Annotated in this window: 16 protein-coding genes; 14 read left to right on the top strand and 2 right to left on the bottom strand. The window is 64.8% G+C overall.

The window, feature by feature from the left end:
- Positions 1-37: 37 nt before the first annotated feature.
- Positions 38-2,176, bottom strand: a complete 2,139-nt coding sequence (locus M0209_RS15870; RefSeq protein WP_309547075.1) for an acylase — start codon at positions 2,174-2,176, stop codon at positions 38-40.
- Between the two features lie 77 nt (positions 2,177-2,253).
- On the opposite strand from M0209_RS15870, the gene lnt reads away from it, so the two are divergent.
- The 8 genes from lnt (at position 2,254) to M0209_RS15830 (ending at position 12,244) form a co-directional block, all read left to right on the top strand.
- On the top strand, positions 2,254-3,798 hold the full coding sequence (gene lnt, locus M0209_RS15865; RefSeq protein ID WP_258889243.1) for an apolipoprotein N-acyltransferase: 1,545 nt from the start codon (positions 2,254-2,256) through the stop codon (positions 3,796-3,798).
- 48 nt (positions 3,799-3,846) lie between these two features.
- The gene (metK, locus tag M0209_RS15860) at positions 3,847-5,067 is read left to right on the top strand and encodes a methionine adenosyltransferase (RefSeq protein ID WP_258889242.1); all 1,221 of its coding nucleotides are present in this window, start codon (positions 3,847-3,849) and stop codon (positions 5,065-5,067) included.
- Positions 5,068-5,162: 95 nt separating this feature from the next.
- The gene (locus tag M0209_RS15855) at positions 5,163-6,191 is read left to right on the top strand and encodes a hypothetical protein (protein WP_258889241.1); all 1,029 of its coding nucleotides are present in this window, start codon (positions 5,163-5,165) and stop codon (positions 6,189-6,191) included.
- Between the two features lie 66 nt (positions 6,192-6,257).
- Positions 6,258-6,968 (top strand): tRNA (guanosine(46)-N(7))-methyltransferase TrmB, encoded by a 711-nt coding sequence (locus M0209_RS15850; RefSeq protein WP_258889240.1) that lies wholly within the window; start codon positions 6,258-6,260, stop codon positions 6,966-6,968.
- 76 nt (positions 6,969-7,044) lie between these two features.
- On the top strand, positions 7,045-7,533 hold the full coding sequence (locus tag M0209_RS15845; RefSeq protein ID WP_258889239.1) for a MarR family winged helix-turn-helix transcriptional regulator: 489 nt from the start codon (positions 7,045-7,047) through the stop codon (positions 7,531-7,533).
- Between the two features lie 28 nt (positions 7,534-7,561).
- Entirely contained in the window at positions 7,562-9,772 is a 2,211-nt protein-coding gene (locus M0209_RS15840; protein WP_258889238.1) for a TonB-dependent receptor, read from the top strand.
- Positions 9,772-11,523, top strand: coding sequence for a tannase/feruloyl esterase family alpha/beta hydrolase (locus tag M0209_RS15835; RefSeq protein WP_258889237.1), 1,752 nt, complete (start codon positions 9,772-9,774; stop codon positions 11,521-11,523). The genes M0209_RS15840 and M0209_RS15835 overlap by 1 nt, the downstream gene beginning before the upstream one ends.
- 289 nt (positions 11,524-11,812) lie before the next feature.
- Complete coding sequence (locus M0209_RS15830; RefSeq protein ID WP_258889236.1) at positions 11,813-12,244, top strand: organic hydroperoxide resistance protein; 432 nt, start codon at positions 11,813-11,815, stop codon at positions 12,242-12,244.
- On the opposite strand, the gene M0209_RS15825 is transcribed toward M0209_RS15830, so the two are convergent.
- On the bottom strand, positions 12,234-13,415 hold the full coding sequence (locus M0209_RS15825; protein ID WP_258889235.1) for a PQQ-dependent sugar dehydrogenase: 1,182 nt from the start codon (positions 13,413-13,415) through the stop codon (positions 12,234-12,236). The genes M0209_RS15830 and M0209_RS15825 overlap by 11 nt on opposite strands.
- A gap of 134 nt (positions 13,416-13,549) precedes the next feature.
- Here M0209_RS15825 and rimP point away from each other — a divergent pair, with 134 nt between their 5' ends.
- The 6 genes from rimP to M0209_RS15795 are packed head-to-tail and all read left to right on the top strand — an operon-like array spanning position 13,550 to position 19,650.
- A complete protein-coding gene (gene rimP, locus M0209_RS15820) occupies positions 13,550-14,125 on the top strand; it encodes a ribosome maturation protein RimP (protein WP_258889234.1) in 576 nt (191 codons plus the stop codon).
- Positions 14,125-15,720, top strand: coding sequence for a transcription termination factor NusA (nusA, locus tag M0209_RS15815; RefSeq protein ID WP_258889233.1), 1,596 nt, complete (start codon positions 14,125-14,127; stop codon positions 15,718-15,720). The genes rimP and nusA overlap by 1 nt, the downstream gene beginning before the upstream one ends.
- Positions 15,701-16,429: a DUF448 domain-containing protein gene (locus M0209_RS15810; protein ID WP_408988212.1), complete on the top strand. Its 729-nt coding sequence runs from the start codon at positions 15,701-15,703 to the stop codon at positions 16,427-16,429. The genes nusA and M0209_RS15810 overlap by 20 nt, the downstream gene beginning before the upstream one ends.
- An 18-nt stretch (positions 16,430-16,447) precedes the next feature.
- Positions 16,448-18,958 (top strand): translation initiation factor IF-2, encoded by a 2,511-nt coding sequence (gene infB / locus M0209_RS15805; RefSeq protein WP_258889232.1) that lies wholly within the window; start codon positions 16,448-16,450, stop codon positions 18,956-18,958.
- A gap of 8 nt (positions 18,959-18,966) precedes the next feature.
- On the top strand, positions 18,967-19,356 hold the full coding sequence (gene rbfA / locus M0209_RS15800; RefSeq protein ID WP_258889231.1) for a 30S ribosome-binding factor RbfA: 390 nt from the start codon (positions 18,967-18,969) through the stop codon (positions 19,354-19,356).
- A 30-nt stretch (positions 19,357-19,386) separates the two neighbouring features.
- Positions 19,387-19,650 (top strand): AbrB/MazE/SpoVT family DNA-binding domain-containing protein, encoded by a 264-nt coding sequence (locus tag M0209_RS15795; protein ID WP_258889230.1) that lies wholly within the window; start codon positions 19,387-19,389, stop codon positions 19,648-19,650.
- Positions 19,651-19,653 lie beyond the last annotated feature (3 nt).

The raw sequence follows: 19,653 nt of genomic DNA, 5'->3' as shown, positions 1-19,653 counted from the left end.
TAGCAGCACAAAACGGCCTTGCAATCATGCGGGGCAATCAAGGTCGATAGGTTCGTTTGGCGTGCGCCAAGACGTCTGCCCGCTCGAAATGTACCGGTTTGAACTGCCGCGCCTCGAACAGCTTCATCTGGTCGGTGTAATGCGGGCTGTCGGGCCGTGTCGTCGCCGCGCCATAGGGCTGCACTGACCGGCTCTCGACCTTGCCTGCCTTATCCCAGGCGATCAGCATGATGAAACTGTCGCCGTGCTTCACCCGCATCCGACCGTCCTTCTGCGGTTCCCATGTTGTTGCCGCGCGCAATGTGTCGGTGCCGCCGTTGGCGGGCAGATCGACTTTGCCGCGCTGCAATCGCTGGACGTCGCCAAGCGGGGGATCGATGCGGCCGAAACCCTTCATCAGCGCATCGACCACTTCGCGCAGCTTGGCGCGCGGGTCGGGCGATTTCTCGCCATTATAGGCAGCGCGATTGGCCATGTGCATCATTGCCTCGCCCAGCGCGTCGGCGGGCGCATTGCCGTCGCTGTTCCAGTCCCAGGTGCGGAGCAGGGCCTGCGCGCGCTGCAAATCGGGTTCGGATTTCAAGTCGGCAGCGAGCAGCTTTTCGATCCACGGACCGGCAAAACTCGCGCGGCTGTACGCGGTGTCGAATTTGATCGCGAGCAACCGCTCGGGCGTGATCGGCCCCTTTTCCGCCGACAACAGTTCGATGGCGCGGGTGATGCGGTTGGTCGTCCGCCGCTCGATGCCGAGCATCGGCGAAAACGACTTCGGATCGAGCTCCGACCCCGGCCCTGCCGTCGTGAACGGCGTGTTGTTCGCGTTGAACACCCAGCCGCTCGCCGGATCGACGACCTTTGGCATGGCAGCGAACCCGATGTTGGCATTCCACACATCGCGCGACGTATCGCCGGGCAGCACGCCGCGATAATCGAAGCCGGGCGCGCGCTGCGGGAAGAGCGCATTATAGACGAACGCGATCCGCCCGGTCTTGTCGGCGTAAATGAAATTGGTCGCGGGGATACCGCCGAGCGACATCGCCTGCGTCCACTGGCTCCAGTCCTGCGCCTTTTGAATGCGGAAATATTGTTCGAGGTTTTTGACGCTGTCCTGCGCTGCATAGCGGATCGCGAACGCGCCGTTCTTGTTGACCACCACCGGCCCCTGCACGGCACGATAGACGGTCTTGGGCACCGGCACCGTGAACGGCCCGAATTTGACCGGCAGCCAGACCGTGCGCTGTTCGAGCGGCAGCCATTTGCCGTCGTAGCGGTACGATTTTTTGTCCTCGCCCAGCACGAGCTTGTACACGTCGATCAGGTCGGGTCCGTTGACGGTATTGGTCCAGCCGAGGTTGCGGTTATGGCCGAGCAGCACGAACGGCGAGCCGGGGAACAGCGCGCCCGCCATGTCGAGCCCCTGTTCGCTGTGCACATTCGCCTCGTACCAGGCGACACCGCCTTCATAGGGCTGGTGCGAGTTCGAGATCAGCCAGGTCCGCCCGTCGGCCATCTTTTTCGGCGACACCGCGAACGCATTCGACCCGTTCATCGACGGGTCGCGGCCATAGGGGGTGAGCGCGGCGGTGTCGGTTGCCGACATCGGCTGCGCGGTGCCGCGCGGGGCATCCTTGCCGTCGTTCAAGGCACCGATGGTGCCGTCGAGACCGAAGAAAAACGGCGAGCGGAGGACGAACCCTGCGGCAATATCCTGCCCGTTGACCGGGAAGAGTTTCGACAGGCGCACTTCGCCCGGATGCTTGTCGGCGTAGCGGTTGAGACCGGTCGCATAGCCGTCGAGCACCGCACGGACATCGGCGGGGATTTCGGCATAGTGGCGCGACACCGTGCCGGGGACATCGAGCAGCGCGCGGACGTAATCGACCTTTGCGCCGTCCGCGCCGATCATTGCGCCCGTCCGGCCGCGCGTCATCGCGACGACTTCCTGAAGGGTCGAGAAATCGTCCTCGGCATGGGCATAGGCAAGGCCATAAGCGGCATCGGCATCGGTCTTGCCATAGATATGCGGCACGCCGAATTCGTCGCGGACGATTTGGGCGTCATAACTGCGCGCGGGCGGCGGCGCGGCGGCGGTGACGCTCAGCGGTTCCCACACCAATGCCGCGACCGCGAGCAGCGCAACCAGCACCAGCAACCCCAGGCCGATTCGTTTCAGCACGCACACTCTCCCGCTTTTCGTTGACGTAAGGGTGAAGCCGATTGCGCGCGGCACCGCAAGCGGCGATATCGCGGCGCGTGACACGCTTTCCCAAATCGATCGTACTGGCCGCCGGGTTGGCTTCGGCGACAGGCTTTGCGCCACTGGGATTATGGCCGGTGACGCTGGCGGCGGTTGCGATGCTGCTCATGCTGGTCCGCGACGCCGACAGCGGGCGGGCGGCATTCCTCCGCGGCTGGCTGTTCGGGGTCGGGCAGTTCGCGCTGGGGCTGAACTGGATCGCGCACGCTTTCGATTTTCAGGACGCGATGCCGCACTGGCTGGGCTATCTGGCGGTCGCCCTGCTGTCGCTTTATCTGGCGGTCTATCCCGGCCTCGCCGCGTTGCTGGCATGGCGGATCGGGGGGCGTGCGGGACGCGGGACGCTCACGCTGGCTTTTGCGGCGGCGTGGATCGCGACTGAATATCTCCGCGCGACCTTGTTCACCGGCTTTGCGTGGAACCCGCTGGGTGCGATCGCGGTCGGGACACCGGCGGCGGCGTATTCGACCTGGCTCGGCACCTATGGCCTGTCGGGCCTGTGCGTGCTGGTCGCGGGGTTGCTGTGGTGGCTCGGCGCATGGGCGCGCGATGCCGTGACCGACAAGCGGGGTCGCGATCCTGCGCATCTGGTTGCGGCGGGACTGGTCTCGCTGGTCCTCGTGCTGCTCTATCTGGGCATTCCGCTTCGACCGACCGTACCGGGGGCTGCCGTCCGCGAAGTCGGCCCGGCCATCCGCATCGTCCAGCCCAACCTCTCGCTCGCCCAGCAGCGCGACAGCGACGCCGACGAGCATAATGTGGCGCGGCTCGAGGCGCTGACCGGCCCGCCGACCGCGAGCCCACGCCTCGTGCTCTGGCCCGAAGGTGCGGTGCCCTATTACCTTGCCGAGGAAAGCTGGGCGCGGACGCGGATTGCGCGGTTGCTGGGTCCGCGCGACGTGCTGATGACGGGTGGCAGTCTGCTCCTCTATAATAAGGATCGCGACCTCGTCGCGGCGCGCAATTCGGTGTTTGCGCTCGACGCGGGCGGCGACATTGTGGCGCGCTACGACAAGACGCATCTGGTGCCCTATGGCGAATATCTGCCGATGCGGCCGGTGTTGTCGGCAATCGGGCTGTCACGCCTCGTCGAAAGCGAGATCGACTTTACCCCGGGTGACGGCTCGCTGACGACGCGCCTGCCCGGTTTCGGCAATATCGGCGTGCAGCTCTGCTACGAGATCATCTTCTCGGGCGAAACCGTCGACCGCAACAACCGGCCCGGGGCGATCTTCAATCCGTCGATCGATGCGTGGTTCGGGGCCTGGGGACCGCCGCAGCATCTGGCTCAGGCACGGCTGCGGGCGATCGAGGAAGCACTGCCGGTGGTCCGCACCACCACGACCGGCATTTCGGCAGTGATCGATGCGGACGGCCGGGTGCTGGCCGCGCTCCCGCTGAACAAGGGCGGGTTCATCGCCTCGCGCCTGCCCGCAGCCAAAGCGCCGACCCTGTTCGCGCGTTACGGCAACACCCTTCCGCTGGCGTTCGCGCTGCTGCTTGCCACCCTGGCCATTGCACCGCGCTTTCGTCGCCGCTAGGGGCCGCACATAAAGACATCTTTATATCCGATTCCGAAAGGCCTTTGCATGCGTTCGCAATTCCTGTTCACCTCCGAAAGCGTTTCCGAGGGACATCCCGACAAGGTGTCGGACCAGATTTCGGACGCGATCGTCGATCTGTTCCTGTCGAAGGATCCCGAAGCGCGCATCGCTTGCGAGACGCTGACCACCACCGACTTGGTCGTCCTCGCCGGTGAAATCCGCTGCAAGGGCGTGTTCGAGAACGGCGAATGGGCACCGGGCGCACAGGCCGAGATCGAGGCGACCGTCCGCGCGACGGTCAAGCGCATCGGCTATGAGCAGGACGGGTTCCACCACGCCAATTTCGAATTCATCAACCGCCTGCACGCCCAGTCGGTGCACATCGCACAGGGCGTCGATGCGGCGGGTAACAAGGACGAGGGCGCGGGCGATCAGGGCATCATGTTCGGCTATGCGACCGACGAGACCGACGGGTTGATGCCGGCCACGCTCTATTATTCGCACAAGATTCTCGAAGAGATGACCAAGGACCGCCATTCGGGCGCGGCCCCCTTCCTCGAGCCCGATGCCAAGAGCCAGGTCACGCTCGAATATATCGACGAAAAGCCGGCGCGCGCGACCGCCGTCGTGGTGTCGACGCAGCATGCCGACGATTATTATTATCACGGCGGCGAAGGCGATCCGGCCAAATATGCCGTGCTGCGCGACTATGTCGTCGGCGTCATCCGCAAAGTGATCCCGGCCGAGCTGCTCGGCGATTGGACCGAATATTTCATCAACCCGACCGGCTGCTTCCTGATCGGCGGACCCGATGGCGACGCCGGCCTGACGGGCCGCAAGATCATCGTCGACACCTATGGCGGCGCCGCCCCGCACGGCGGCGGCGCATTTAGCGGCAAGGATCCGACCAAGGTCGATCGTTCGGCTGCCTATGTCTCGCGTTATATGGCCAAGAACGTCGTCGCGGCGGGCATCGCACGGCGCTGCACGATCCAGCTGGCCTATGCCATCGGCGTGTCGAAGCCGCTGTCGCTCTATGTCGATACGCACGGCACCGGGACGGTCGAAGCATCGGCGATCGAGGCAGCGCTGGCCAAGCTGGTCGACCTGACCCCGCGCGGCATCCGCACGCACCTGAAGCTCAACAAGCCGATCTACCAGCCCAGCGCGTCCTACGGCCATTTCGGCCGGACGCCCGAGGGCGATTTCTTCCCTTGGGAAAAGACCGATCTGGTGGACGCGCTGAAGGCGGAACTGTCCGCCTGATTGGCACTTGCTTCCAGCCTGCGCGTTGTTCAGCCTGAGCCATCGGTTCGGGAGGGTATTTAATGAGGCCAGGTCTTTTGATGTGCGGCGCAGCAATGCTGCTGGCGGGGCTCTCCGGTCCCGCCACAGCGAAGCGCGATTTGGCCGTGCCGCCTGCGGCCGGCTGGCAACACGCTGCATCGAAACTGATCTTGATGGGCAAGCTCGGCGGGTTGGCGCGCACGGAGATTTACGACCTCGGCGACAAGGAACTCGATGTCGTTGTGCAATATGCGACGGCCGACAAATCGACACAGGCAACGATCTACCTCTTCAAACCTGCGCTGGCCTCTGTGCCGGTCTGGTTCGATCGCTCCGAAACGCAGATCAGGCTCCGTCCCGCCTTTCGCGGCGTTGCCTCCCGCCAAAATGCACCGCTTGCTTTCCCGGCACCCGGCGCTTCTATCGCTAACGCCCTGCGACAGTCCTTCTCTATCAATAGCGGCGACTTCAAGAGTACGGCGCTTGCCGTCATGCCAATCGACGACTGGCTGGTCGTGGTCCGGCTGAGCTCAAACATCGTCGACGAAGCGCAGATCGATTCGAAAATGAGCGACATTATCGGAGCAATCCGCTTCCCCAGTCCTGCAATCGCGACCGAAGCGGCCGTGCGGGTCGAGCCTTGCGTCACCTCGCAGAAACGATTCCGTGCCCGTTTGATGAAACCCGACATGGCACAGGTGCTGCTCGGCGCATTGATCCCGCAAGTCGAGGCCAAGGCCGTTGCGGAGGCACGGCGCGACGGAAAGTCCGGTGTCGGTGCAAAACCTCTTTGCCGCGACGGACAGGGGAGTTCGGCATTCGGCGTCTATCGAACCGACGACGACGCCAAGGCCTATACCCTGGCGTTCGGGGATGCGGGGCGTGTTGCGACTGTGTCGGCGGGCATTGCACTGTTGCAGCCGAACCCCGGGTTTCAGGTCATTTTGCGTGATTTGGACAGTTCGTCGGTTTACCCCATGTTCGACAAGTTGCCGCAGCCGGAACAGGTTCTGAGCCTCATACAAAATCAAAGTCCGCTCTCGCGGACGACGGGCGGCGACAAAGCCAGCAACATTACAGTGAGCCCAAGCATTCCAAAGTAGGCGAGATGCCAGGCGAAGCGCGCGGACGGACTTGCTCGGACGCTTCCGGTCACGCAAAGCGCGGCTATGAACGACCCCCTCTCGATAGGCCGCCTTTACGGACGTCGTGCAGGCCATAAATTGCGGGTCGCCCAGGCCGAACTGGTCGAGGACTTGCTGCCGCAACTGGCCGTTCCCGAAGGCCCGCTCGATGCAGGGGTCCTGTTCGGCGACGCCAAAGGCTCCGGGCGCCCGCTCGAACTCGAAATCGGGTTCGGCGCGGGCGAGCATCTGGCGGCACGCGCGGCGATGCAGCCCGATCACGGGTTTATCGGGTGCGAGCCGTTCCTGAATGGCGTCGTCGGCGCGCTGGGCCATATCCGCGACGGCGGGCTGACCAACGTCCGGCTGCACATGGGTGACGCGCTCGATGTGCTGAACCGCCTGCCCGATGCCTCGCTAAGCCACGTCTATCTGCTCCACCCCGACCCCTGGCCCAAGGCGCGCCATGCCAAAAGGCGGTTCATGAACACTGGCCCGATCGACATGATCGCCCGCAAGCTGAAACCCGGTGGCGAGTTCCGCTTCGGCACCGACCATCCGGTCTATGTCGCGCACGCGATGATGGTGATGCAGCAACAGGCGGCGCAGTTCGACTGGCAGGTGGAGACCGCGCAGGATTTCCTTGTCCGCCCCGCCGATTGGCCGGAGACACGCTACGAGCGCAAGGCGCGCAACGTGTACGGGCATGAGGTCTGGTATTTCCGCTATCGGCGTCGCCAGCGCACAGCCGATTGACCCCCCGATCGCTTAGTTGTATGGCTTCCATACAATCCCGACACTTTTCGATCGGGATCGGGGAGAGGAACCGCGAGTGCCCAGCGCTTCGGTCACACGAATCGGCGTCACGCCACCGCACCGGAACGATTTCGGCGTCATCGGGTCGCGCCTCGGCTTTTTGCTGCACCTCGCCGACGTTGCGCACATGCGCGTCATCCAGGACATGCTCGGCGAAATCGGGCTGACGGCGACCCGCGCGACGGCGCTCGCCTACATTCGTGCGAACCCGGGATGCGGCCAGACCGAACTGGGCCGCGCGCTCGAAATCAACCGGGCCAGCACGATGGAAATGGTCAACGCGCTGGCGCTGGTCGGGGCTGTGGAACGCCGCAGCGGCCGCGACAAACGGAGCAATGCGCTGTTCGTCACCGCTGTCGGCGAGGCGCTGTTCAACCAGTTCGACGAGATTTCGATCAAGGTCGATGAGGGCATCACGGCCACACTGACGTCCGACGAGGCGCAACTGCTCGCGCGCCTGCTCTGCAACATTCGCGGCACGGCCGCCCGTCACAACAGCATCTGAAAACACACATCGATTCGGGGGAGACGACATGAAAACGATCGCACACACCAAAGCGCTGCTGCTGGCAGCCACCGCCTTTGCCACCGGCGCGACGCCCGCGCTTGCCCAGACGGCACCCGCCAAGCCGAGCGATGGCGTCGAGGAAATCGTCGTCACGGCGCAACGCCGCGCGGAAAACCTGCAATCGGTGAATATCGCCGCGACCGCGATTTCGGGCGACGATCTGGGCGAACGCGCGGTCGTGCGCCAGCTCGACCTGCAGAATATCGCCCCGGGCCTGTCGATCGTGAAGGCGGGCCTGACCGAAGCAGTCAACATCCGCGGCATCGGTCTGGCGAGCGGGTCGCCGAACGTGTCGAACGGTGTGGCGAGCTATCTCGACGGCGTGTTCCAGCCGCCGATCGTGTCGACCGGCAGCTTTTACGACATTGCGGGAATCGAAGTCCTGCGCGGGCCGCAGGGCACCTTGGTCGGATCGAATTCGACCGGCGGCGCGATTTTCATCAACACCAACAAGCCCAAGCTCGGCAAGCTCGAAGGGGCGGTCAATCTCGAGTTCGGCAGCTACCGTCATCTCGGGGCCAATGGCGCCATCAACCTGCCCGTCGGCGACAACCTTGCGGTGCGGCTGTCGGGGCTGTCGACGACGCGGGCATCGTATTACAACGACATCGGTGCGTTCGCGAACCATCCCGACCGCTTGTCCGAGCAGGACATTCGCGGGCAGATATTGTGGCAATCGGGCAATTTCACGGCGCATTATAAGGCCGAATTCATCCAGCGCGAAACCGGCGGCTATGCCTATCAGCCGATCCAGACGACGGGCTATTCGGGGTCGCGCGAGCCCATCCGGTACCAGTTGCAGTATAATACGACGACGCAGAACAGCGAGCGCGCGTTCATAAACAACCTCGAGCTGCGCTACGAAACCGACGGCGGGCTGATCATTCGGGCGCTGGGCGCGTACCAGAACAAGCGCATCCAGAATCTCTACGACACCGACGGCACCTCGACATTTATCTCGAACGCGCTGGCGGCGCGCGGCGGGCAGAGCCAGTTCGTCCGCGAGCGGCAGACGAGCGGCGAAATCAACATCATTTCGCCGACTGGCGGCGCGTTCAGCTACATCCTCGGCGGCTATTACCAGCACAACATCATCAATGTGCGGATCTTCAACTTCAACACGCTGACCGGCACCCCGTCGATCTGGATCGAGCCCGACACCGACAAGACGACGACCGGCTTGTTCGCACAGGCGAACTACAAGCTCAGCGACCAGTTCGAAATTCAGGCGGGTGTCCGCTATTCCTGGTTCAGCGTCGTCGGATCGGGCAACACCTATACCGGGCGTACCAGCACGTTTATCGGCAACCCTTCGCCGCAGACCGGCGAGCATCAGGACGGGGCGTTCTCGGGAAAGCTCGCGATCAACTGGACACCCAACAGCGACCATCTGATCTACGCGTTCGTCGCGCGCGGCTATAAGCCCGGCGGCACCAATCCGCCCGAACCGGTGGGGCTGGACTTCCTTCCCGAGATCGTCACCGATTATGAAATCGGCTGGAAGGGTTCGTTCTTCGATCGCCACCTAAAGACCCAGATCGGCGGATTTTATAACAAATACAGCAATTTCCAGCAGCAGGTGCTGAACACCGCGTCGGGCCGCGGCGGCGTCGCCAATATCTCGGCCGCAACGATCAAGGGGATCGAAGCGCAATTCCAGGCGCGCTTCGGCGGTTTTTCGGTCGACGGCGGGGCGTCTTATGTCAATTCGCAGCTCGGCGCGGGCGCGTTCGTCAACACCCGGCTGGTGCCCGGATTCAACGCGAACGGCGACCTGCCGCAATGCGCAACCGGTGTAGCCCCCGGCGCGACCTGCCGCGACTACACACCCTTTATCGTGCAGACTACCGGCGGTCCCGCGCTCTACGCCCCCGAATGGACGTGGAATATCGGTGCCCAATATACGATTCCCGTCGGCGAGGGTCGGCTGACGCCGCGCCTGAACTATTCGTTCGTCGGCGCGCAGTTCACCAACCTGCTCTACAGTCCGGTCACCGACCGGCTGGAGTCGCACGGGCTGGTGTCGGGCCAGATCTCTTATGAATCGGGTTCGTTGCGGGTCGAGGTCTATGGGACGAACCTCACCAACAAATATTATGTGTCCGGCCAGAACGGCAACAACGAATTCTACGGCGCGCCGCGCGAGTTCGGGATACGGCTGGGGTACCGCTACTGATGAACACGCTGCCCGTTCGCGTCCGGATCGCCATGCCGCTGTTGCTGGCGTTGCCGACCGGCCTGACCTCGCCGGTGACGGCGGCACCGGCGAGGAGCTTCGACGCGAACGGCTGCGCCGCGCTCGCCGCAGCGTCGCTGTCGGGCGCGCCGGTTTCGGGGCTTGCCATCACAGCGGCCAGCTGGCGTGCGGCGGGCACCCAGGTCGAGGGGCGCGGGGGCAAGTCGGCTCCCCTCCCCGCGCATTGCGAAGTCACTGGCCATTACGGCGGGCATGCAGGGACGGTCGGCGGCCCCTATCGCACCGCGTTCCGGATGCGATTGCCGCAGGACTGGAACGGGCGGTTCTTCTTTCAGGGCGGCGGCGGCAGCAATGGCGTCGTCGGCGATGCGACCGGCTTCAACGGTCCCGGCAACCGCACCGGCCTCGAACGCGGTTATGCCGTGTTCACGCAGGACAGCGGGCATGACAATGCCGTCAACAAAGTTGCCGACCATGGCGGCGAGCTGGTGTTCGGCCATGATCCGCAGGCGCGCGCCGATTATGGGCATGCCAGCCTCAAGCCCGGCTACGATCTGGGCATGCATATCGCGAACAAGGCCTATGCCCGCGCGCCGCAGAGCAAGGTCTTCTGGGGCTGTTCGAAGGGCGGACAGGAAGGGATGGCCTTCGCCCAGCGTTACCCGGCTGCGTTCGATGGCATCGTCGCCGCCGCGCCCGGATTTTCACTGCCCCGCGCCGCCGTCGCGCAAGCCTGGGACGTGCAGCAATTTGCCTCGATCCTCCGGGCGGCCGGCCAGACCCCGACAGTCGAAGGGCTGAAAACTGCAATCACCGCCGACCAGTTCAAACTGGTCGGGGACGCCGTCAAACAGACATGCGATGCCGACGATGGCCTCGTCGACGGGATTATCGGTGCCATCGGCCAGTGCACCGCCGCCCGTGTCCTGCCCGCCCTTCGTGCAAAACAATGTTCGGGCGGCGATCAAACCGGTTGCCTGCAAACCGCGCAGATCGACGCGCTGGCACGCGTGATGGGCGGAGCCCGCGACAGCAAGGGTCGGGCGCTTTACGCAGCTTTCCCCTGGGACACCGGCATCGCCGAACCGGGCTGGCGGGTGTGGAAGGTCGGTGCGGAGAACGGCCCGCCTTCGCTTAACGTCATCCTCGGCGGCGGCTCGCTGGCGGCGGTGTTTACCAGCCCGCCGACCGCCTTGCCGACGGACCCTGCGCGACTGCTCGCGTGGCAGCTGGCGTTCGATTTCGACCGCGACGCGGGGCACATCTACCGTGTCGTCGCTCCCTACCGTACCTCGGCATGGGCGGATGTCGGCATGCGCTCGACCGACCTGTCCGCGTTTCGCGCGCACGGCGGCAAGCTGATCGTGCCGCACGGGATGAGCGACCCGGTATTCTCGGCCTATGACACGATCGACTGGTGGAAAGCCGTCGACCGCCGCAACCGGGGCAGCGCGTCGCGCTTCGTCCGCGTCATTCCGGTGCCGGGCATGAACCATTGCGGCGGCGGGGCCGCCACCGACCGCTTCGATAGCCTGAGCGCGCTCGAGGAGTGGATGCTCCACGGCAAGGCCCCGGATGCCATTACGGCAACCGCCGGACCCGCGACACCATGGCCCGGCCGGACACGCCCGTTATGCCCCTATCCGGCGATGGCCATGGCATCGGCGAAGGGTGCTGTCGGATGCAGCTATCCGTCGAACAGGCAGACATCGCGGCGGGGCAGCCGATAGCAGGGAGGCCTGGCGCACGTCAGCGCGGTGCCAAGCCGGCCTCAGTTTCAGCAACCGCCCACCCCGTCCGTGTTGCGCCTGCGGATGCGGCACACGCGCTCGCATTTCGCATGGGAAGCCGAACTGCGGCGGAATTCCCCGCCCGCCCCACCGACTGGCCCTAGACCCTCTACGAACATAAGGCGCGCGACGTGTAAGGGCATGAGGTCTGGTATTTCCGGTATTTGCGGCGCTGACTGGAAAGCGTCACATTCCCGCACCATCTTGGCGAAACGCGATGAGGAGAACCATGATGGCCGTTAAACCGCTCTACACTGCCCATGCCACCGCGACCGGCGGCCGCAACGGCCATTCGGCGTCGTCCGATGGCGTGGTGGCGGTCGACCTGTCGATCCCCAAGGCGATGGGCGGACCCGGCAAGGAAGGCGCGACGACGCCCGAGGATTTGTTTGCGACCGGCTATGCCGCCTGCTTCAGCTCGGCGCTCGATTACATTGCCAAGCTGCAGAAAAAGGACGTGACCGCTTCGACGATCACGGCGGACGTGACCATCGGGACGCGCGACGAGGGCGGCTTCGGCCTGCTGGTGACGTTGAACGCGCACGTGCCGGGGTTCGCGCAGGACGAAGCCGAGGCGCTGGTCGCCAAGGCACACGAGGTCTGCCCCTATTCGAACGCGGTGAAGGGCAATGTGCCGGTGGAACTGAGCGTCACGGTTTAGGCGTCAACCGCAGCAGCCGCCCGCCCGCGCCGTCTTCGAGCACATAAAGCGCGCCGTCCGGTCCCTGTTCGACTTCGCGGATGCGCTTGCCCATGTCGAAGCGTTCGGCTTCGCGTGCTTTCTCGCCATCGAACGATATGCGGACCAGCGCCTGCGACGACAGACCGCCGATAAAGGCACTGCCCTTCCACGCGGGGAACAGCTTGCCCGAATAGAAGATCAGCCCGCCGGGCGAGATGACCGGGTTCCAGCTGACCTTGGGCGCTTCGAATTCGGGACGCGTCGGGTGGTCGGGAATGTTGCGGCCGTCATAGTGATCGCCGTTCGAGACGATGGGGTAGCCGTAGTTCTTGCCCGGCAGGATCAGGTTGAGCTCGTCGCCGCCCTTCGGCCCCATTTCCTGTTCCCACAAGCGCCCCTGCGCGTCGAACGCGATGCCGAGCAGGTTGCGATGGCCGTAACTCCATACCTCCGGGCGGAAACCTTGGGCTGCGAGCGGGTTGTCCGGCGCGGGTTTTCCGTCGGGCGTGAGGCGCAGCACCTTGCCCAGCGTCGCCGACTTGTCCTGCGCGGGATCGAATTTCTGGCGCTCGCCATTGGTGAAATACAGATATTTGCCGTCGGGCGAAAAGGCGATGCGGCCCGAATAATGGCCGCCGCCCGATACAAACGGGGTGGCGCGGAAGATCGTCGTAAAGCCCTGCAGTCCCGGCTGGACCGGACAGGGCGCGCGGATACACTGGATGACGGTATCGGCCAGCCGCCCGCGCCCCAGCGCGACGCCCTTGCCGCCCGGACCCGCTTCCGACCAGCTGAGATAGACCATCCGGTTCTCGGCGAATTCGGGATGCAGCACGACATCCATCAGCCCGCCCTGTCCGCCGCTGTCGACCGCGGGCGCGCCCCGCACGACCGCCCCAGTTTTGCCGTCAGCGCCGACCAGCTTCAGCGCCCCGCCCTTCTCCGTCACCAGCATCCGCCCGTCGGGCAGGAAGGTCATCGCCCAGGGGCTGTCGAACGTCGCGACCGGCGTCGCGACGAACGGCTTGGTCGCACCGGTCTGCGGGCCGGTGATGGGGGCTTGCCCGACCGCAACAGCATCTTGCGCGGTCGAGGCCTGCCCGCAGGCAGCAAGCACAAGGGAGAGGGCAGTGGCGGCGCGTTTCATCATGGTCTCCATCTTCAGGCTTGCTGCGTAACGCGGTTCGGCCTATATCGCTCCTGTCTTCCTTACATCGTCGGTGTTTGGGTTCGGGTCCGCAAGGGTCCGGGCGCGAGACACGCTTGTTTTTGCCGAAAGAATTGATGGCCGATATCGCCGCCCTGACCGCACTGATCGAACCCGAAGCGACCGCGCTCGGGCTGCGGCTGGTGCGCGTCGGTTTCTTCGGCGGCAAGTCCGATCCGACCTTGCAGGTGATGGCCGAGCGGCCCGACACGCGCCAGCTGACGCTCGACGATTGCGCGGTGTTGTCGCGGCGACTGTCGGAAATTCTCGACGCACTCGACGGCACGGCGGACGATCCCATCGACGAAACCTATCGGCTCGAAGTCAGCTCGCCCGGCATCGACCGGCCGCTGACGCGGCTGGCCGATTATGCCGATTGGGCGGGGCATGAAGCGCGGATCAAGCTGGTCGAGCCGATCGAGGGACGCAAGATGTTCGATGCCGATCTGAAAGGCGTCGAAGGGGACGACGTGCTGGTCGTGGCCAGGCATGGCGCGATGCAGTTCCCGTTCACGGCGATTGCGACGGCAAAGCTCATACTGACCGACAAACTCATCAAGGCGACCAAACCGCTGATTGCGGATGGCGCAGACACCGTCGAAGAGTTCAACGAAGACGGCGACAAAGACATCATCGAAGAGGAAGTAAACTGATGGCCTCCACTGCCCCCGCAGCCGCCAACAAGGCCGAGCTGCTCGCAATTGCCGATGCGGTTGCCAAGGAAAAGCTGATCGACCGCGCGATCGTGATCGACGCGATGGAGGACGCCATCCAGCGCGCAGCCAAGGCGCGTTACGGCGCGGAAAACGACATCCGCGCGAAGATCGACACCGAAAGCGGCGATCTTCGTTTGTGGAGGGTTGTCGAGGTCGTCGAGCAGGTCGAGGATTATTTCAAGCAGGTCAGCCTCGAGGGCGGGCAGAAGCTGCAGCCCGGCGCCGCCATCGGCGACTTCATCGTCGATCCGCTGCCTAACATCGAATTCGGTCGCATCGCGGCGCAGGCATCGAAGCAGGTCATTTTCCAAAAGGTCCGCGATGCCGAGCGCGAGCGCCAGTTCGAGGAATTCAAGGACCGCGCCGGCGAGATCATCACCGGCGTCGTCAAGCGCGTCGAGTTCGGCCATGTCGTCGTCGATCTGGGCCGTGCCGAAGGCGTTATCCGCCGCGACGCGCAGATTCCGCGCGAAGTCGTCCGCGTCGGCGACCGCATCCGCGCGCTGATCCTGAAGGTCGTGCGCGAGACGCGCGGACCCCAGATCTTCCTCAGCCGCGCGCATCCCGATTTCATGAAGAAGCTGTTCGCGCAGGAAGTGCCCGAAATCTACGACGGCATCATCACGATCATGGCCGCCGCGCGCGATCCCGGCAGCCGCGCCAAGATCGGCGTGATCAGCCGCGACGGCAGCATCGACCCGGTCGGCGCGTGCGTCGGCATGAAGGGCAGCCGCGTCCAGGCCGTCGTGCAGGAAATGCAGGGCGAAAAGATCGACATCATCCCCTGGTCGCCCGACATCGCGACCTTCGTCGTCAACGCGCTGCAACCCGCGAACGTGAGCCGCGTCGTCATCGACGAAGAGGAAGAGCGCATCGAGGTTGTCGTCCCCGATGACCAGCTCAGCCTCGCCATCGGCCGTCGCGGGCAGAACGTGCGCCTGGCCTCGCAGCTCACAGGCAAGGCCATCGATATTCTGACCGAAGCCGATGCGAGCGAGAAGCGCCAGCGCGAATTCGTCGAGCGTTCCGAGCTCTTCCAGAACGAGCTCGACGTCGACGAGACGCTCGCGCAGCTGCTGGTTGCCGAAGGGTTCACCAGCCTCGAGGAAGTCGCCTATGTCGAGGTCAGCGAAATCTCCGACATCGAAGGGTTCGACGAAGAACTGGGTGCCGAGCTCCAGAACCGCGCGACCGAAGCGCTCGAGCGCCGCGAGGAAGCCAACCGCGAATTGCGCCGCGGCATGGGTGTCGAGGATGCGATCGCCGAAATGCCGCACCTCAACGAAGCGATGCTGGTGACGCTGGGCAAGGCGGGGATCAAGACGCTCGACGATCTTGCCGACCTCGCCACCGACGAGCTGATCCAGAAGCGTCGCATCGAGCCGCGCCGCAAGGTGGTGCCGACCAACGAGCCCAAGGGCGGCATCCTCGCCGAATACAACCTCAGCGAAGAGCAGGGCAACGAGATCATCATGGCGGCCCGCGCGCATTGGTTCGAAGAGGAGGACGCTGTTGCGGAATCCTCGCAATGACACGGTAGCGGTCGACACCGAAAACGAAGCTGGCGGCAACGTCAGCGAGCGGACCTGCGTCCTGACGCGTGCCAAGGGCGAGCGGGGCAATCTCATTCGCCTCGCGCTCGCGCCCGACGGGCAGGTGCACCCCGATGTGCGTGCTAAGGCACCCGGGCGCGGCGCATGGATCGGCGTCACGCGGCCCGTGCTCGATGCGGCGGTCGCCAAGGGCAAGCTCAAGGGCGCGCTGGCGCGTGCATTCAAGACGACCGACATTTCGGTCCCCGACGATCTGGGCGCGCGGATCGAGGAGGCGCTGTCGCGCGCCGCGCTGGAGCGGCTGGGGCTCGAGGCGCGCGCCTCGACGCTTGCGACCGGCAGCGAGCGGATCGAGGAAGCGGCGCGCAAAGGCGCGCTCCACCTGCTCTATCACGCCGCCGACGCAGGGACCGACGGCAACCGCAAGCTCGATCAGGCCTGGCGTATCGGCAACGACGAAGAGGGTTCGGGGCGGCAGGGGTTGATCCTCGCTGTCGACCGCACGATCTTGTCGGTAGCGCTGGGGCGCGAAAATGTTGTACACATCGGCGTGACTGACGCGCGGGCTGCCGAACGGGTGGCTGCCGCTGTCGACCGGTGGCACGGTTTTATCGATCATGCGCCCGTGGGCGAACCTTGCGAAAATGCGTCGCAGGGTTCAGGGCCGCGCGGCGCGAATATGAAGTGAAGGGTTCGGGTTTAATTCATGAGCGAGACTGAAAAGCCGAAACTGGGCATGCGCGCGCCGCTGGGGATCAAGCGCACGGTCGAGACGGGCCAGGTGAAGCAGAGCTTCAGCCATGGCCGGTCGAATACCGTCGTGGTCGAGGTCAAGAAACGTCGCTTCGTCCGTCCTGGCGAGGAAGTTCCCGCGCCCGAGCCCGTCGTCGAAGTTGCGCCGGCACCGGTCGCCGCGCCCGTTGTCGCGCCCAAGCCGGTCGCACCGCCCGCCGCACCGCGCGCGCTGACCCCGCTCGAACGCCGCGAACAGCAGGAACGCCTGCTGCGCGAAGCCGAAGAAGCGCGCATGTCGGCGCTCGAGGAAGCGCGCCGTCGTGACGACCGTGCGAAAATCGACACGACCGAGGACGAAAAGCGCCGCGTCGAAGAAAACCGCAAGGCCGAAGAAGAAGCGCGCATTGCCGCGGAGGAGGCCGCTGCCGAAGCGCTGCGGAATCCGCCCCCGCAGCCCGAGCCCGAAGTTCAGGCCGCGCAGGAGCGCGACGGCGATGCAGGCCGGGTCGTCAAGCCGACTCCGGCGGGTGCCTTGCGTCGCCCCGAACCCGCACGCCCCACGGCACGCCCGCGTGGTGGCGACGACCGCCGCCAGGCCGGCAAGCTGACCGTTACGCGCGCGCTCGAGGGCAATGAAGAAGGTGCACGTGCTCGTTCGCTGGCGGCGCTCAAACGCGCCCGCGAAAAGGAACGCCGCGCCCATGGCAGCGGCCAGCCGCAAGCCAAGCAGATCCGCGACGTCGTCATTCCGGAGACCATCACGGTCGGCGAACTCGCCAACCGCATGGCCGAGCGCGGCAACGACCTGATCCGTGCGCTGTTCAAGATGGGCGTGCCGTCGGCGATGGGCGACACCATCGACCAGGACACCGCCGAACTGCTGGTCACCGAATTCGGCCATAACTACACCCGCGTCAGCGAAAGCGATGTCGAAATCGATGTCGCAATGGATGTCGACGACGAAGCGACGCTCAAGACCCGTCCGCCCGTGGTCACGATCATGGGCCATGTCGATCATGGCAAGACGTCGCTGCTCGACGCATTGCGCGGCACCGATGTCGTGCGCGGCGAAGCGGGCGGCATCACCCAGCATATCGGCGCCTATCAGGTCACGCTGAAATCGGGCGAGCAGATCACCTTCCTCGATACACCCGGCCATGAAGCGTTCGGCGAGATGCGCAAACGCGGCGCGAACGTCACCGACATCGTCGTGCTGGTGGTGGCTGCCGACGACAGCATCAAGCCGCAGACGATCGAGGCGATTACCCATGCCAAGGCCGCCGATGTGCCGATCGTGGTTGCCATCACCAAGATCGACAAGCCCGAAGCCAATGCCCAGAAAGTGCGTGAGGCGCTGCTTCAGTACGAAGTTATCGTCGAGGAAATGTCGGGCGACGTGCAGGACGTCGAAGTGTCTGCGCTCAAGAAGACCGGCCTCGACGAGCTGACCGAAAAGCTGCACCTGCAGGCCGAACTGCTCGAACTGAAAGCCAATCCCGACCGCGCCGCCGAAGGCAGTGTGATCGAGGCCAAGCTCGACAAGGGCCGCGGGCCGCTGGCGACGATCCTCGTCCGGCGCGGGACGTTGCGGGTCGGCGACATCGTCGTCGTCGGCCAGTTCTCGGGCAAGGTTCGCGCGATGATCGACGACAAGGGCCGCCAGCTCAAGGAAGCCGGCCCCTCGATGCCGGTCGAGATTCTCGGGCTGTCGGGCGTCCCCTCGGCGGGCGATCCGATGTCGGTGGTCGAGAACGAGGCGCGTGCCCGCGAAGTCGCGCTTTATCGCCTCAAGACCGCCACCGAACAGCGCACCGTCTCGGCACCCGTCGATATCGAGAATGTCTTTGCCAATTTCGGCGCGGTCAAGGCGATGGAATATCCCATCGTCGTCAAGGCCGATACGCAAGGATCGGTCGAAGCGATCGTCGGCGCGGTCAACCGCATCTCGACCGACGACATCAAGGTCCGCATCCTGTCATCGGGCGTCGGCGGCATCACTGAAAGCGATGTGATGACGGCGGCGGCAAGCGGCGCGCCGGTTATCGGCTTCAACGTGCGTCCGAACCCCAAGGCGGCGGCGCTGGCCAAACGCGACCGCGTCGAGTTCCAGTATTTCGACGTCATCTACCACCTGACCGACCAGGTCCGGAACGCGATGGCCGGGCAGCTGGGGCCGGAAATCATCGAACACGTCGTGGGCCGCGCCGAAATCCGCCAGGTCTTCCCGGCGGGCAAGACCGGCAAAGCGGCGGGTCTGCTCGTCACCGAAGGCGTCATCAAAAAGGATCTGCGCGCGCGCATCACCCGCGACGACGTCATCATCTACAACGGCAAGGTCAACTCGCTGCGCCGCTTCAAGGACGATGTGGCAGAGGTCAAAGCGGGTCTGGAATGCGGTGTTACCTTCGACGCGACGAACGACATCAAGGCGGGCGACTTCCTAGAAACGTTCGAGGTCGAGGAGCGTGCACGCACGCTGTGAGGTGATGTGTGGCTGACCCAAAGGGCGTCGAACGCTCCGTCCGCACCCTTCGGGTCGGCGAGGCGGTGCGTCACGCGCTGTCGGACATTCTCCAGCGCGGTGATGTGCATGACGATGTGCTCGCCGCGCATCCGACCAGCGTCACCGAAGTCCGCATGTCGCCCGATCTCCGCCACGCAACGGTGTTCGTGAAACCGCTGCTCGGCCAGAACGAGGAAGCGGTGCTGAAGGCGCTCCGCACCAACACCGCCTATCTGCAAAGCGAAGTCGCGCGCCGCGTGAACGGCAAATACGCCGCGAAACTGAAGTTTCTCTCGGATGAGAGCTTTGACGAGGGCAGCCATATCGCGGCGGTCCTGCGACGGCCCGAGGTGGCGCGGGATTTGGACGGCGATTGACGCGCTTGTGGTAAGTTGTATCTTACCGGAATGAACGCGCTGACGAAAATGTCGACCAAGGGACAGGTCGTGATTCCCAAAGACGTGCGCGAAGCGCTCGGCTGGCCGGAGGGTCAGCCGCTCGTCGTGCGTCATGCGGGCGGACGCGCCATCCTGGAGCCCCCCGAGCCAAGGCGCGAAACGATATCCTGGGAAGAGTTCCGCCGACGAGTGCCTAAGTACGAAGGTCCGCCGATGTCGATCAAAGACATGGGCGTCAAGGATGACGACGACTACGACGATATGTCGCGCTGACGG

It is taken from the genome of Sphingomonas sp. SUN039, from assembly GCF_024758725.1.
GTDB lineage: Bacteria > Pseudomonadota > Alphaproteobacteria > Sphingomonadales > Sphingomonadaceae > Sphingomonas_O.
This window is presented reverse-complemented; position numbering and strand designations above follow the sequence as displayed.

Excerpts from the sequence above, each read along its gene's own strand:
- metK (WP_258889242.1), top strand. The coding sequence starts at position 3,847 with ATGCGTTCGCAATTCCTGTTCACCTCCGAAAGCGTTTCCGAGGGACAT.
- M0209_RS15855 (WP_258889241.1), top strand. The coding sequence starts at position 5,163 with ATGCTGCTGGCGGGGCTCTCCGGTCCCGCCACAGCGAAGCGCGATTTG.
- M0209_RS15850 (WP_258889240.1), top strand. The coding sequence starts at position 6,258 with ATGAACGACCCCCTCTCGATAGGCCGCCTTTACGGACGTCGTGCAGGC.
- M0209_RS15840 (WP_258889238.1), top strand. The coding sequence starts at position 7,562 with ATGAAAACGATCGCACACACCAAAGCGCTGCTGCTGGCAGCCACCGCC.
- M0209_RS15835 (WP_258889237.1), top strand. The coding sequence starts at position 9,772 with ATGAACACGCTGCCCGTTCGCGTCCGGATCGCCATGCCGCTGTTGCTG.
- M0209_RS15830 (WP_258889236.1), top strand. The coding sequence starts at position 11,813 with ATGATGGCCGTTAAACCGCTCTACACTGCCCATGCCACCGCGACCGGC.
- M0209_RS15825 (WP_258889235.1), bottom strand. The coding sequence starts at position 13,415 with ATGATGAAACGCGCCGCCACTGCCCTCTCCCTTGTGCTTGCTGCCTGC.
- rimP (WP_258889234.1), top strand. The coding sequence starts at position 13,550 with ATGGCCGATATCGCCGCCCTGACCGCACTGATCGAACCCGAAGCGACC.
- nusA (WP_258889233.1), top strand. The coding sequence starts at position 14,125 with ATGGCCTCCACTGCCCCCGCAGCCGCCAACAAGGCCGAGCTGCTCGCA.
- infB (WP_258889232.1), top strand. The coding sequence starts at position 16,448 with ATGAGCGAGACTGAAAAGCCGAAACTGGGCATGCGCGCGCCGCTGGGG.
- M0209_RS15795 (WP_258889230.1), top strand. The coding sequence starts at position 19,387 with ATGAACGCGCTGACGAAAATGTCGACCAAGGGACAGGTCGTGATTCCC.